General features: G+C 60.7%; 13 protein-coding genes. 9 read left to right on the top strand and 4 right to left on the bottom strand.

Annotated elements, in window-relative coordinates:
* The first annotated feature begins 48 nt into the window (after nucleotides 1-48).
* Entirely contained in the window at nucleotides 49-228 is a 180-nt protein-coding gene (locus tag BMS17_RS05220) for a PA1571 family protein (protein ID WP_046027000.1), read from the top strand.
* A 166-nt stretch (nucleotides 229-394) separates the two neighbouring features.
* Here the strand turns inward: BMS17_RS05220 and pdxB are convergent, their stop codons facing one another.
* Nucleotides 395-1,537, bottom strand: coding sequence for a 4-phosphoerythronate dehydrogenase PdxB (pdxB, locus tag BMS17_RS05225; RefSeq protein ID WP_077430571.1), 1,143 nt, complete (start codon nucleotides 1,535-1,537; stop codon nucleotides 395-397).
* A 324-nt stretch (nucleotides 1,538-1,861) separates the two neighbouring features.
* Here pdxB and BMS17_RS05230 point away from each other — a divergent pair, with 324 nt between their 5' ends.
* Nucleotides 1,862-3,271, top strand: coding sequence for an MATE family efflux transporter (locus tag BMS17_RS05230; protein ID WP_046027002.1), 1,410 nt, complete (start codon nucleotides 1,862-1,864; stop codon nucleotides 3,269-3,271).
* 48 nt (nucleotides 3,272-3,319) lie between these two features.
* On the opposite strand, the gene tusA is transcribed toward BMS17_RS05230, so the two are convergent.
* Complete coding sequence (tusA, locus tag BMS17_RS05235; protein WP_046027146.1) at nucleotides 3,320-3,571, bottom strand: sulfurtransferase TusA; 252 nt, start codon at nucleotides 3,569-3,571, stop codon at nucleotides 3,320-3,322.
* A 208-nt stretch (nucleotides 3,572-3,779) separates the two neighbouring features.
* Entirely contained in the window at nucleotides 3,780-4,853 is a 1,074-nt protein-coding gene (rlmM, locus tag BMS17_RS05240; protein ID WP_046027003.1) for a 23S rRNA (cytidine(2498)-2'-O)-methyltransferase RlmM, read from the bottom strand.
* 222 nt (nucleotides 4,854-5,075) lie between these two features.
* Here rlmM and acnA point away from each other — a divergent pair, with 222 nt between their 5' ends.
* From acnA to BMS17_RS05255, 3 genes are all read left to right on the top strand, one after another.
* Complete coding sequence (gene acnA / locus BMS17_RS05245; protein ID WP_077430572.1) at nucleotides 5,076-7,817, top strand: aconitate hydratase AcnA; 2,742 nt, start codon at nucleotides 5,076-5,078, stop codon at nucleotides 7,815-7,817.
* Between the two features lie 143 nt (nucleotides 7,818-7,960).
* Nucleotides 7,961-8,752, top strand: coding sequence for a CPBP family intramembrane glutamic endopeptidase (locus BMS17_RS05250; protein WP_077430573.1), 792 nt, complete (start codon nucleotides 7,961-7,963; stop codon nucleotides 8,750-8,752).
* A 103-nt stretch (nucleotides 8,753-8,855) separates the two neighbouring features.
* Nucleotides 8,856-10,421: a PAS domain-containing methyl-accepting chemotaxis protein gene (locus BMS17_RS05255; RefSeq protein WP_046027006.1), complete on the top strand. Its 1,566-nt coding sequence runs from the start codon at nucleotides 8,856-8,858 to the stop codon at nucleotides 10,419-10,421.
* Between the two features lie 204 nt (nucleotides 10,422-10,625).
* On the opposite strand, the gene BMS17_RS05260 is transcribed toward BMS17_RS05255, so the two are convergent.
* Complete coding sequence (locus tag BMS17_RS05260; RefSeq protein WP_046027008.1) at nucleotides 10,626-11,303, bottom strand: alpha/beta fold hydrolase; 678 nt, start codon at nucleotides 11,301-11,303, stop codon at nucleotides 10,626-10,628.
* A gap of 97 nt (nucleotides 11,304-11,400) precedes the next feature.
* Between BMS17_RS05260 and ccoN the strand changes: the two genes are divergently transcribed.
* Genes ccoN through ccoP form a run of 4 tightly spaced genes read left to right on the top strand, consistent with a single transcriptional unit; the run spans nucleotide 11,401 to nucleotide 14,598 of the window.
* On the top strand, nucleotides 11,401-12,825 hold the full coding sequence (ccoN, locus tag BMS17_RS05265) for a cytochrome-c oxidase, cbb3-type subunit I (RefSeq protein WP_046027009.1): 1,425 nt from the start codon (nucleotides 11,401-11,403) through the stop codon (nucleotides 12,823-12,825).
* A gap of 10 nt (nucleotides 12,826-12,835) precedes the next feature.
* Entirely contained in the window at nucleotides 12,836-13,444 is a 609-nt protein-coding gene (ccoO, locus tag BMS17_RS05270; RefSeq protein ID WP_077430574.1) for a cytochrome-c oxidase, cbb3-type subunit II, read from the top strand.
* Between the two features lie 3 nt (nucleotides 13,445-13,447).
* Nucleotides 13,448-13,648 carry a cbb3-type cytochrome c oxidase subunit 3 gene (locus BMS17_RS05275; protein WP_077430575.1) on the top strand — a complete coding sequence of 67 codons (201 nt, stop codon included), beginning with the start codon at nucleotides 13,448-13,450 and terminating at the stop codon, nucleotides 13,646-13,648.
* A complete protein-coding gene (gene ccoP, locus BMS17_RS05280; RefSeq protein ID WP_046027012.1) occupies nucleotides 13,645-14,598 on the top strand; it encodes a cytochrome-c oxidase, cbb3-type subunit III in 954 nt (317 codons plus the stop codon). Before BMS17_RS05275 ends, ccoP begins: the two co-directional genes overlap by 4 nt.
* The last annotated feature ends 36 nt before the right edge of the window (nucleotides 14,599-14,634 follow it).

Here is a 14,634-nt window from a genome sequence, read left to right on the forward strand (position 1 = left end):
CACCTGAGGGTTTTAGAGTAAGCACACAACCTGATGAGGAGACAGGCCATGTCCTTGCAACACAGCAGCGATGACAAGATTCAAGTGATCCGCACGCAGCCAGACCAGTCTCTGGGTTGCTCGATTATCGATGAACAGGGCCGCGAAGTACCGATCACTGAAGACATGATCCAGCAAGCGTGCAGCGAACTGGAAAAGCGATTGGTCAAGCCTGCCAAACAAAAGTGATATAGCCACCGTCTTCTTGACCCGGCCCTGAAGGGCCGGGTTTTTTATGGGTGATTTTTGAGGGTGCTGCGCACCCTATCGCGGGCAAGCCACGCTCCCACAGGTTGGGTGGATGACTCAAGATCTGTGGGAGCGTGGCTTGCCCGCGATAGGGCCGACTCGGTCCCTAGACTGTCACAGCACCCAACGCCGCCACGATCTTGTGCAATTGAGCTGACTCGCCCTCAATCCGCACCTGCAACCCATCAATCTCCCGACGCGACGGATAGTGTTTGCGCAGCGCATCAAACGCTGCGCGCTGTTCGCTCACATTACCGACCAGGCTGCGCCGAAAGTCCGCATCGTCACGGCGCGGGTCGTACACGCCACGGCACAACATGGCCAACGCCCACGCCGGGTCTGCTTGCGCATTCAAGGTCACTTGCGACAACCAAGGCGCCGGCAGCAAATCATTCAGGCTGATGGGCGCCGGTTGCCCGAGAAACTCGCAATACGCTTGATAAATCTGCGCCGTCCCACGCTGTTTGCCATCAAGGCTGTATCCGGCAATGTGCGGTGTTGCCAGTACACACAGCTCAGCCAACGCTACATCGACTTCAGGCTCGCCTTCCCAAACGTCGAGCACGGCTTGCAGGTCTTCGCGCTCCAGCAACACCTGGCGCAGGGCGGCGTTGTCGACCACCGGGCCACGACTGGCGTTGATCAGCCAGGTGCCAGGCTTGAGCTGGTTCAAACGGTTTTGATCAAACAGATGCCAGGTCGACTGCGCGCCGCTTTTCTTCAAGGGCGTGTGCAGACTGATGACATCGCACTGCTCGATGATCTGTTCGAGGCTGACGAAGTCGCCGCCTTCAGCCGCTTGCCGGGGCGGATCGCACACCAGCACTTTCCAGCCCAGGCCTTTCAGGACCTTGACCAGTCGCCCACCCACTTCGCCGGCACCGACCACGCCATAGGTGCGCGGGGTCAGGTCGACCCCTTCGATTTCAGCCAGGGTCAACAGGCTGCCCAGCACATAGTCGACGACGCCCCGGGCGTTGCAGCCGGGCGCGCTGGACCAGGTGATGCCGGCGCGCTGAAAGTAATCCAGGTCCAGGTGATCGGTGCCGATGGTGCACGTACCGACAAAACGCACGTTGCTGCCTTCGAGCAAGGCACGATTGACGTTGGTCACTGAGCGCACCAGCAACACATCGGCTTGTTCGACGGTGGCGCGGTCGATGGACCGTCCCGGTACCCGGCGGATTTCACCGAAACCTGAGAAGAAGGCATCGAGCAGCGGGATATTTTCGTCGGCAACAATCAGCATGGCAGGCTCCTTTGGCGGATCGGCAGTGTAGGCGCAGATGCCTGTACTGAGCCAGCAGGCATTGCGCATCCTTGTAGCAGCTGGCGAAGCCTGCGTCCGGCTGCGCTGCAGTCGTAAAACCTGAGTTTGCAGTCTTACTGAAACACCGCATCGTCTGACTTTACGACTGCTTCGCAGCCGGACGCAGGCTTCGCCAGCTGCTACAAGGCATGTCGCAACGTCCGGAATATGATTACAAATCCCTAACACAGGACTTTTCCTGACCACTGCGTCAGGGCGTAGAATGCGTCGCCTTGCGCATTAAAACCTTTGGACGTTTCGCCCTTGAATTCCGTGACTGACCACCCCGCCACACTCTCCCTCACCCGCCCGGCCCGGGTTCGCCTGGAGCTGAAAAACCTGCTCACGCTGGCGCTGCCGATCATGATCGCGCAACTGGCGACCACCGCCATGGGCTTTGTCGATGCGGTGATGGCAGGCCGGGTCGGGCCTCGCGATCTGGCGGCCGTAGCGCTGGGTAACTCGATCTGGGTCCCGGTGTTTCTGCTGATGACCGGCACCCTGCTGGCAACCACACCCAAAGTCGCCCAGCGTTTTGGCGCCGGCACCCACAGCGAGATCGGCCCGATTGTGCGTCAGGCCCTTTGGCTGGCCTTGGTGGTCGGTTTGATGGCGACCGGCATCCTGTTCAGCGCCGAGCCGATCCTGCACATCATGAACGTCGATCCCGAATTGATCGGCCCCTGCATGCAGTACTTGCACGGCATCGCCAGCGGTTTGCCCGCCGTCGCCTTCTATCATGTATTGCGCTGTTTCAGTGATGGCCTGGGCCGCACGCGCCCGGCGATGGTGCTTGGCCTGTGCGGGCTGGCGCTGAATATCCCGCTGAATTACGTCTTCATCTACGGCCACTTCGGTGTGCCGGCCATGGGCGGTGTCGGCTGCGGGTGGGCCACCGCGATTGTGATGTGGGTGATGGCGCTGGGCATGGCCGGCTGGGAGCGCTGGGCGCCGGCTTATCAGTCGAGCCAGTTGTTCAGTCGTTTCGACTGGCCACAATGGTCGGTGATCAAACGCTTGCTGGGCATCGGCCTGCCGATCGGCATCGCAGTGTTCGCCGAGTCGAGCATTTTTGCGGTGATTGCGCTGCTGATCGGCAGCCTCGGCGCCACCGTGGTGGCCGGGCACCAGATCGCCCTGAACTTCAGCTCGCTGGTGTTCATGATCCCTTATTCCCTCGGCATGGCCGTGACGGTCCGGGTCGGCCAGGCCCTCGGTCGCCAGGAGCCACGCGAGGCACGTTTCGCCGCCGGTGTCGGCATGGGCACGGCGCTGGCGTATGCCTGCCTTTCCGCAAGCATGATGTTGTTGCTGCGCGAGCACATTGCAGCGATCTACACCGCTGACCCGACGGTGATTCGCGTGGCTGCCATGCTTATCGTGTACTCGGCGTTGTTCCAGTTTTCCGATGCGATCCAGGTGACAGCGGCCGGCGCTTTGCGCGGTTATCAGGACACGCGCGTGACAATGATCCTGACCCTGTTCGCTTACTGGGGGATTGGTTTGCCGGTGGGTTACGCGCTGGGCCTGACCGATTGGTTCGGCGCGCCGAGCGGCCCGAGCGGCCTGTGGCAAGGTTTGATCGTGGGCTTGAGTTGCGCAGCCGTGATGCTGTCGATCCGCCTGGCGCGCAGTGCACGCAAGCGAATTCGCATCAGCCATTCGGCGGGATGAGCGAATACAAAAAAGGGCCTGCGTTTGCAGGCCCTTTTTTTGTGCCCGTTAATCGAGCTTCTTGCGAATCCAGTAGAGGTAGGTGCCAGCCTCTTCGTGCTGCCCCACCAACTCGTGGTCGAGAAACACGCAGAACTTGGGAATGTCGCGACGGGTCGACGGGTCGGTGGCGATCACCTTGAGCAGACCGCCAGGCACCAGGTCACGGATGTGCTGGTGCAACATCATCACTGGCTCCGGGCAATTGAGGCCGGTGGCGTCGAGCGTGCCGTCAACCGGCGTATCAAACATTTCACTCATGATTAACTCCTGAAACTGGCCGGCATTGTCGCGCATTGCCGGGTGTTCGGTCATCTGTGGCATACCGCCGCCCCTGTGGGGGTCAGCTGTTGTGGGAGCTGGGCTTGCCCGCGATGGCATCAACCGGGTTCGACGTCAAACCGAGTCGCCTGCATCGCGGGCAAGCCCGGCTCCCACAAAAGCTCTTTCCCACAGAGGTCCGTGAGAATCAGCGGGACTTGGGTTTCTTCACATCCAGCCGACGCAAATGGCAGGTCACTTCTTCGCGATCGTGGTACAGCTGTTTGCAGCCGATCTCGACCCGGATACCGCGCTCCTTGAAGCCGTCGGCGATGCGTTCCAGCAAACGCTTAACTTCAGCGTAACGCTGTTTCATTGGCAGTTTGAGGTTGACCACCGCTTCCCGGCAATGCCCCTCGCCAATCCACTCCTCCAGCATCGCAGCGTTACGCGCCGGCTTCTCGACGATGTCGCAGACCATCCAGTCCACCGGCTGGCGAGGCTTGAAAGTAAAACCGTCGGCCATCAAGTGTTGCACCAGCCCGGTGTCCATCAAGCTTTCGGCCATCGGGCCGTTGTCGATAGCGGTCACCAGCATGCCGCGATTGACCAGTTGCCAGGTCCAGCCGCCGGGGGCAGCGCCAAGGTCAACGCCGGTCATGTCACTGTGCAGACGCTCATCCCACTGATCGCGTGGGATGAAGTGATGCCAGGCCTCTTCCAGCTTCAGCGTCGAACGGCTCGGGGCCTCACGCGGAAATTTCAGGCGCGGAATGCCCATCGGCCACATCGCCGAGTTGTTTGACTCGGCCAGGCCCATGAACACTTCACGGCCGCTCTTGAACGTCAGCAGCAGGCGCGGTTTGTGCGCATCTTCCACCAGTTTGCCGGCGGCCATCAGCGCCTTGCGCAGGTGACCTTCGAATTTCTTGCAGAAGTTCGACAGTTCCTTGCCATCGTTGGTGTCGACCATTTCCAGCCACAGGCTGCCGCACAGCGGAAAGTCCGCCATGTGCGCGAGGATTACGCTGATGCGGTCGGTTTCCGGCAGGTCGATGAAAATTCCGCGAGCCCATTGGCGCGGGAAGATCAGCTCGGCGAAACGCTGGCCACGCATCAAGCGTTCGGCGCCGTCTTCTTCGGTGCAGATGAACTCGGCGCAGGCGCTGGCGGTTTTGGCCTTGGCATAACCGGCCACGTTCAGACGCGCCGCGTGTTCAGAAATCTCGGAACAGACTTCGCCTTCGAAGCCCGGCCGGCAATGCATAAAGAGGGTGTTCATTTTTACTCCTGGGCAGATGGCGAGACATTCAACCACTGCGCGATGCCCAGACTTGCGTTGAAGCAAAGCCTGTCACGAAAACCGGCGCATGATAGCCGAGTTCGGAACCTTGGACTTGGCCATAGAGTCCAGTTATTAGCCAGCTACTCAAAACAGGGCTAGGTTTAATGCTCTGCCCATCCCCTCAGTCCGTAGCCGTGCGGACTTAAAGGAGTGATCGTAATGCCCTCTCTCGATAGCCTGAAAACCCTTAAAACCCTGCAAGTCGACGACAAGACCTACCACTATTTCAGTCTGCCCGAGGCCGCCAAGAGCCTCGGTGATCTCGACACATTGCCCATGTCGTTGAAAGTACTGCTGGAAAACCTGCTGCGCTGGGAAGATGAAAAAACCGTCACCGGTGCCGACCTCAAGGCGATTGCCGCGTGGCTCAAGGAGCGTAGCTCCGACCGCGAAATCCAGTACCGCCCCGCCCGCGTACTAATGCAAGACTTTACCGGCGTTCCCGCCGTGGTCGACCTGGCAGCCATGCGCGCCGCCATGGCCAAGGCCGGCGGCGATCCGCAGCGCATCAATCCGCTGTCGCCGGTGGACCTGGTGATCGACCACTCGGTGATGGTCGACAAATTTGGCAGTTCCAGCGCCTTCGAACAGAACGTCGACATCGAAATGCAGCGCAACGGTGAGCGTTACGCGTTCCTGCGTTGGGGCCAGAGCGCATTCGACAACTTCAGCGTAGTGCCACCGGGCACCGGGATCTGCCATCAGGTCAATCTGGAATACCTGGGCCGCACGGTCTGGACCAAGGACGAGGACGGTCGTACCTATGCCTTCCCCGACACGCTGGTCGGCACCGACTCCCACACCACCATGATCAACGGCCTTGGCGTCCTCGGCTGGGGCGTCGGCGGAATCGAAGCGGAAGCAGCGATGCTCGGCCAACCCGTGTCGATGCTGATCCCCGAAGTGATCGGCTTCAAGCTCACCGGTAAACTCAAGGAAGGCATCACCGCCACCGACCTGGTGCTGACCGTCACCCAGATGCTGCGCAAGAAAGGTGTGGTCGGCAAATTCGTCGAGTTCTACGGTGACGGCCTCGCCGACCTGCCGCTGGCCGATCGCGCGACCATCGCCAACATGGCCCCGGAATACGGCGCCACCTGTGGCTTCTTTCCGGTAGACGATGTGACGCTGGAGTATTTGCGTTTGTCCGGCCGGCCGCCGGAAACGGTGAAACTGGTCGAGGCGTATAGCAAGGCTCAAGGCCTGTGGCGCTTGCCGGGCAAGGAACCAGTGTTCACCGGCAGCCTGGCGCTGGACATGGCCAATGTCGAAGCCTGCCTCGCCGGGCCAAAACGTCCACAGGATCGCGTTTCATTGCCCAATGTCGCGCAGGCGTTCACCGACTTCATCGACCTGCAATTCAAACCCACCAGCAAGGAAGTAGGTCGCCTGGAAAGTGAAGGCGGCGGCGGTGTCGCAGTAGGCAATGCCGATCTGGCCGGTGAAGCCGACTACGAACACGGCGGCCAGACCTATCGATTGAAAAACGGCGCGGTGGTGATTGCCGCGATCACCTCCTGCACCAACACCTCCAACCCGAGCGTGATGATGGCGGCGGGTCTGGTGGCGAAAAAGGCCATTGAAAAAGGCCTCATGCGTAAACCGTGGGTCAAGAGCTCACTGGCGCCGGGCTCCAAAGTGGTCACTGACTACTACAAGGCAGCGGGCCTGACACGCTATCTCGATGAGTTGGGTTTTGCCCTTGTCGGGTACGGCTGCACCACCTGCATCGGCAATTCCGGCCCGCTGTCGGAGCCCATCGAAAAAGCCATCCAGGCCGCTGACCTGACCGTTGCCTCGGTTTTGTCGGGCAACCGCAACTTTGAGGGACGTGTACATCCACTGGTGAAAACCAACTGGCTGGCCTCCCCGCCGCTGGTCGTCGCGTATGCGCTGGCCGGTACCGTGCGCATCGACATCAGCAGTGAGCCGCTGGGCAACGACAAGGAGGGCAACCCGGTGTACTTGCGCGACATCTGGCCGAGCAGCAAAGAGATCGCCGACTCGGTGAATCAGGTCAACACCGCCATGTTCCACAAGGAATACGCCCAAGTATTTGCCGGCGACGAACAATGGCAGGCCATCCAGGTCCCGCAAGCAGCGACCTATGTCTGGCAGGATGACTCGACTTACATTCAGCATCCGCCGTTTTTCGATGGCATCGGCGGACCGCCACCCGTGGTCAAGGACGTCGCCGAAGCCAGAATCCTTGCCCTGCTGGGTGACTCCGTAACAACCGACCACATCTCCCCGGCCGGCAATATCAAGGCCGACAGCCCGGCCGGACAGTACTTGCGCGACAAAGGCGTGGAGCCGCGCGACTTCAACTCCTACGGCTCCCGCCGTGGCAACCACGAAGTGATGATGCGCGGCACCTTTGCCAACATTCGTATCCGCAACGAAATGCTCGGCGGCGAAGAAGGCGGCAATACCTTCTATATCCCCACGATGGAGAAAATGCCGATCTACGACGCGGCCATGCGTTATCAAGCGTCGGGCACGCCGCTGGTGGTGATTGCCGGCCAGGAATACGGAACCGGCTCAAGCCGCGACTGGGCAGCCAAGGGCACCAACCTGCTGGGCGTAAAAGCGGTCATCGCCGAAAGCTTCGAACGGATTCACCGCTCCAACCTCGTCGGCATGGGTGTGTTGCCGTTGCAGTTCAAACTCGATCAGAACCGCAAGATCCTGAAACTGAGTGGCAAGGAGACGCTGGATATCCTCGGATTGACTGGCGTAGAGCTGACGCCGCGGATGAACCTGACACTGGTCATCACCCGCGAAGATGGCAGCAAGGAAAAGATCGAAGTGCTGTGCCGGATCGACACGCTCAATGAAGTCGAATACTTCAAGTCCGGGGGGATCTTGCATTACGTGTTGCGGCAACTGATTGCCTCTTAAGCGCTTGCTGACACAGACACCGCCTTCGGGCGGTGTTTTTGTTTGTGCCGCGCGCGCCCCTATAATCCCCCCGCTTTTGTAGGCTCGGCACAAAACCACCGAGGCCCGAGACGTTCCGCAAAATTTGTACACAAGGACTTCACATGCTCGCCCTGCCATGGAGCTACCTGGCCCTGCTCTCCCTCGGCTACGCCCTCGCTTTGACCTACGGCCAACTTGGCTGGATGGCCGTTGTTTCCGTGGCGTTGCTGCTAGTGGCCGGTGTTGCCGTCCGCCAACAAAAACTCCCCGTCGCCCACTACCTCGGTCACGGTCTGTTCGTGATCCTGGCCCTGGCGCTGGCATTGCACTGGCTTCCCGGTTTCTATAACGGTCGCGGCATTGCCCCTCAACGCCTCACCGACGATGCCGTGCCTTTTTCAATGTATTTGAATCAGGACAAACCCCTGATCGGCTTCTGGCTGCTATTGGCTTGTCCGTGGATTGTCGGCCGGCGTTCTTTACGACTTGGAATCTACGCCACTGCCCTCGCCCTGACGCTCAGTGCCGTGCTGGCCTTGGGTGGCGCGTTGCTGTTGGGCATGATCAGTTGGGCGCCGAAGTGGCCGGATCACGCCTGGCTGTGGCTGCTGAATAATCTGCTGCTGGTCACCCTCGTGGAGGAAGCCCTGTTTCGCGGGTATCTGCAGGGTGGCCTGAGTCGTCGCTTCCAGCACCTGCCCCATGGCGAAAACCTCGCCTTGTTAATGACCTCATTGCTGTTTGGCCTCGTGCATCTGGGGGCGGGCTGGCAATGGGGGCTGCTGGCCAGTCTCGCCGGTGTCGGGTACGGCCTGGCCTATCGCTTCGGCGGCCTGGGTGCAGCCATCGCCACCCATTTCGGCCTGAACCTGCTGCACTACGCGTTCTTCACTTATCCCATGCTCGCGGGCTGAGGCAATTCTCGTTTTGCGACGCACTGCTGATTATTAAAAAATAATTTCAACTAATGCCTGCCACCGCCGACAACCTTTCAAAGCCTTGCAGATTGAGAAAGCCATGCGTAACAACCAGCCCATTACACAACGCGAACGGACCTTCCCGGCCCAGCAACGGTTGATTTCCACCACCGATGCCAAGGGCGTGATCACCTACTGCAACGACGCGTTCGTGGAGATCAGCGGGTTTTCTCGTGAGGAACTGGTCCGCGCACCGCACAACCTGGTCCGTCACCCCGACGTTCCGGCCGCGGTGTTCGCGCACATGTGGGACACACTCAAACAAGGCTTGCCATGGATGGGCATCGTCAAGAATCGCTGCAAAAGCGGTGATCACTATTGGGTTAACGCCTACGTGACACCGATTTTCGAAGGCAAACAGGTGATCGGTTACGAGTCGGTGCGGATCAAGCCCACTGCCGAACAGATCCAGCGTGCCGAAGCACTCTACCAACGCATCAACCAAGGCAAGTCGGCCATCCCCTCCACTGATAAATGGCTGCCGGTGCTTCAGGACTGGCTGCCGTTCATTCTGGTCAGCCAGCTAAGCTTCATGATCGGGGCCACGTTGACGTCGCAATGGGGTTTTGCCCTGGCCGCCGGCCTGTCGGTGCCGCTGGGCCTGATGGGGTTGAGCTGGCAACAGCGCGGCCTCAAGCGCCTGCTGCGCCTGGCCGAACAGACCACGTCCGACCCGCTGATCGCGCAGATGTACACCGACAGCCGTGGCGCTCAAGCGCGACTGGAAATGTCGATCCTCAGCCAGGAAGCTCGCCTGAGAACCTGCCTGACCCGTCTGCAGGACACCGCCGAGCACCTGACCGATCAGGCGAAACAGTCCGACGCCCTGGCGCACAACAGCTCCAGCGGCCTGGAACGCCAGCGCGTGGAAACCGAGCAAGTGGCCACCGCCGTCAACCAGATGGCGGCCACCACTCAGGAAGTCGCCAGCCATGTACAACGCACCGCGGACGCCACGCAGGAAGCCAATCGCCTGACCGGTCGCGGCCGCGACATCGCCGGGGAAACCCGCGAAGCCATTCAGCGCCTGTCGGTGGTAGTCGGCGAAACCGGCCTGACCGTGACCCAATTGGCCAAGGACAGCGACGAAATCGGCGGCGTGGTCGACGTGATCAAAGGCATCGCCGACCAGACCAACCTGCTGGCTTTGAACGCGGCCATTGAAGCGGCCCGCGCCGGTGAAATGGGGCGTGGTTTTGCGGTGGTGGCTGACGAAGTCCGCCAACTGGCGCAACGCACCAGCGAATCCACCGGGCAGATCCATAGCCTGATCGCCAAGCTGCAACAAACTGCCAGCACGGCCGTGCAGACCATGGAAGCCGGGCATCGTCAGGCTGAAGAAGGCGTGGCACGGGTGCTGGAAGCGGACCAGGCGCTGGTGGGCATCAGCGAAGCGGTGGCCAACATCACCGACATGACCACCCAGATCGCGGCAGCGACCGAAGAGCAAAGCGCGGTGGCCGAAGAAATCAGCCGCAACATCAGCAACATCTCGCAATTGGCGGACCAGACGTCCGAGCAAGCGCAGAACTCGGCATTGCTGAGTGAAGAACTGACGAAGACCGCGAATACCCAGTATTCGTTGGTGGAGCGGTTTAACCGCTGATTGCACTGGTGAGACCAAAAACCCGGACAGCGAAAGCTTCCGGGTTTTTTGTGGCCGCTCTGAAAGGTGTGCATCAAGGACTGGCCTCATCGCGGGCAAGCCCGCTCCCACAGGTTCTGTGTCGGGGATGCGATGTATGCCACGCAGTGAAAAACTGTGGGAGCGGGCTTGCCCGCGATGAGGCCATAACGGCTGGCGACAATCTCACTGAAGAAACGCGACAACCTTCCCCGCCGCAGCCGCCAAATGCTGCTCATGCGTAAACCCCGACGCCTTCAACGGCTTCAAGTCATGATCCCCCGCCGCCAGCCACATCACCTCGATGTTCGGCGATAGCGCGTAACCCTCGACCGCCTCCCGATTGCCCAGCGCATCCCGCTCGCCCTGCACAATCAACGTCCGCGTCTTCAACCCGGCCAGATGTTCGACCCGCGGTTTCTCGGGCTTACCCACCGCATAGAACGGATAACCCAGGCACACCAGCGCCTCCGCGCCCAACTCATCCGCCAGCAAACTGGCCATCCGCCCGCCCATGGACTTGCCACCGATGGCCAGCGGCCCAGTGACATGACGTCGCACTTCGCCATACACCTCGCGCCAGCATTCCAGCAGTTTCGGCGCCGGATTGGGTGGGCGTTTACCGCCGTCGGTGCGCCGCTGCGCCATGTACGGGAACTCAAAGCGCAACACGTTGACGCCTTGCGCAGCAAGGCGTTGCGCCATATCGCTCATCCAGTCGCTGTCCATCGGCGCACCGGCACCGTGGGCGAGAATCAGCGTCGCCGAGGCCGGCGTGACAGCCGCATTCCATAACCATCCATGATCGCGCGTGCACTGCGCCCATTGATCCCCGTCAATACTGGCCTTGTGCTGTTTGTCCATGCTTGCCTCGCTTTTAGTCTGCCTATAACTCCAGGCGAAGGGAGCGTCATTGCCTTGCGAGACGCCTTCACTTCGGCTGAACCGTGGATGGGGAACCATGAACACTTCTATCAGTACCGCCTACAACTACAAGGTGGTCCGCCAATTCGCCATTATGACGGTGGTGTGGGGCATCGTCGGCATGGGGCTCGGGGTTTTTCTCGCGGCCCAATTGGTCTGGCCCGAACTCAACTTCAATCTGCCGTGGACCAGTTTCGGCCGGTTGCGCCCGTTGCACACCAACGCGGTGATCTTCGCCTTCGGCGGTTGCGCCCTGTTCGCCAGTTCGTTTTATTCGGTGCAACGTACCTGCCAAACGCAGCTGTTCGCGCCGAAAATTGCCGCGTTCTGCTTCTGGGGCTGGCAACTGGTGATCCTGCTGGCAGCGATCAGCCTGCCGCTGGGTTACACCAGTTCCAAGGAATACGCCGAGCTGGAATGGCCGATCGACATCCTGATCACCATCGTCTGGGTCGCCTACGCCATCGTGTTCTTCGGCACGCTGGTCAAGCGCAAGACCAAGCACATCTATGTCGGTAACTGGTTCTTCGGTGGGTTCATCATCACCGTGGCCATTTTGCACCTCGTCAACAACATGGAATTGCCGGTCAGTTTCACCAAGTCCTACTCGGTGTACGCCGGTGCGACCGATGCCATGGTGCAGTGGTGGTACGGCCACAACGCCGTGGGCTTTTTCCTCACCGCCGGTTTCCTCGGGATGATGTACTACTTCGTTCCGAAGCAGGCCGAACGTCCGGTGTATTCCTATCGCCTCTCCATCGTGCACTTCTGGGCGCTGATCACCCTGTACATCTGGGCCGGTCCGCACCACTTGCACTACACCGCGCTGCCGGACTGGGCACAGTCGCTGGGCATGGTGATGTCCTTGATTCTGCTGGCACCCAGCTGGGGCGGGATGATCAACGGCATGATGACCCTGTCGGGCGCCTGGCATAAGTTGCGCAGCGACCCGATCCTGCGCTTCCTCGTGGTGTCGCTGGCGTTCTACGGCATGTCGACCTTCGAAGGCCCGATGATGGCCATCAAGACCGTCAACGCACTGTCTCACTACACCGACTGGACCATCGGCCACGTTCACGCTGGCGCTCTGGGCTGGGTGGCGATGATTTCCATCGGTGCGCTGTACCACATGATTCCGAAAGTCTTCGGCCGCGAGCAGATGCACAGCATCGGCCTGATCAACGCGCACTTCTGGCTCGCTACCATCGGCACCGTGCTGTACATCGCCTCGATGTGGGTCAACGGCATCGCTCAGGGCCTGATGTGGCGCGCCGTCAACGAAGACGGCACGCTGACCTACTCCTTCGTCGAAACGCTGGTGGCCAGTCACCCAGGCTTCATCGTGCGGCTGGTAGGCGGGGCGATCTTCCTCAGCGGCATGTTCCTGATGGCTTACAACACTTGGCGCACCGTGCGGGCCTCGCAGCCTGCCGACGTCGCCGCTGCCGCGCAGATGGCTTGAGGAGTCCGCCATGAAACACGAAACAATCGAAAAAAACGTCGGCCTGCTGCTGTTGCTGATGGTACTGGCAGTGAGCATCGGCGGCCTGACCCAGATCGTCCCGCTGTTCTTCCAGGACGTGACCAATAAACCAGTGGAAGGCATGAAGCCCTACACCGCCCTGCAACTGGAAGGTCGCGATATCTATATCCGCGAAGGCTGCGTCGGCTGCCACTCGCAGATGATCCGCCCGTTCCGCGCTGAAACCGAACGTTACGGCCACTACTCGGTTGCCGGTGAAAGCGTCTGGGATCACCCGTTCCTGTGGGGTTCCAAGCGTACCGGTCCGGACCTGGCCCGGGTCGGCGGACGTTACTCGGAAGACTGGCACCGCGCGCACTTGTACAACCCGCGCAACGTGGTGCCGGAATCGAAAATGCCCGCCTACCCGTGGCTGGTGGCCAATCAACTCGACAGCAGCCACACCGAAACCAAGATCAAGGCAATGCGCACCCTTGGCGTGCCGTACACCGACGACGACATCACAGGCGCCGTCGCCTCACTCAGGGGCAAGACCGAAATGGATGCCCTGGTCGCCTATCTGCAAGTGCTCGGCACTGCCATCAAGAGCAAGAGGTGAGCCATGGTCATTGAAATGAGCACTGGAATGATCCGCGGCCTGGGCACGGTCGTGGTGTTTGTGGCTTTCGTCGGGCTGACGTTGTGGGTGTTCAACAGCAAGCGCAATCCGGAATTTGCCGAAGCATGCCTGCTGCCGTTCGCCGACGAACCGAAACCCGATGACGCCACCCAAGAACCTGAAACAAGGAGTACCCGGCCATGACCACCTTCTGGAGTACGTGGATCTGCGTGCTGACCATCGGCAGCCTGATCGGCCTGACCTGGCTGCTGATCGGCACTCGCAAGGGCGAAACCAAGGGCAGCGTCGACCAGACCATGGGCCACAGCTTCGACGGCATCGAGGAATACGACAACCCGCTGCCGCAGTGGTGGTTCATGCTGTTTGCCGGCACGTTGGTGTTTGCCGTGGGTTATCTGATCCTTTATCCGGGCCTGGGTAACTGGAAAGGCATCTTGCCGGGCTATGAAAACGGCTGGACCGGCGCGCATGAATGGGAAAAGGAGATGGCCAAGGCCGACGCGAAGTTCGGGCCGATCTTCGCCAAATTCGCCGCCATGCCCGTGGAAGAGGTGGCCAAGGACCCGCAAGCGCTGAAAATGGGCGGCCGCCTGTTTGCGTCCAACTGCTCGGTCTGCCACGGCTCGGATGCCAAGGGCGCGTTCGGCTTCCCGAACCTGGCCGACAGCGATTGGCGTTGGGGCGGCGCGGCGGACACCATCAAGACCACCATCATGGGCGGGCGCATGGCCGCAATGCCGGCCTGGGGTGAAATCCTCGGCGAGGCGGGTGTGAAGAATGTCGCCGCGTATGTGCGTCATGACTTGGCCGGCCTGCCGTTGCCTGCCGACAACGGCGCCGACCTGCAAGCCGGACAGCAACTGTTCAGCACCACCTGCACCGCGTGTCACGGGGCAAACGGCCAGGGTACGCAAGCCATGGGCGCGCCGAACCTGACGCACCCAGCCGGTTTCATTTACGGTACGAGCCTGACGCAGCTTGAACAAACGATTCGTCATGGCCGCCAGGGCCATATGCCGGCGCAGAACGAATTGCTCGGCAACGACAAAGTGCAATTGCTGGCGGCTTACGTGTTCAGCCTGTCCCACGGGTTGAACACCGAGCGTTTGCAGGCTGAAGGCAAGAACGAGTAAATCTGGACCGCTCTGCTGCCGCATTCTGCGCAATGC

This window comes from Pseudomonas sp. C9 (genome assembly GCF_002000165.1).
Taxonomy (GTDB): domain Bacteria; phylum Pseudomonadota; class Gammaproteobacteria; order Pseudomonadales; family Pseudomonadaceae; genus Aquipseudomonas.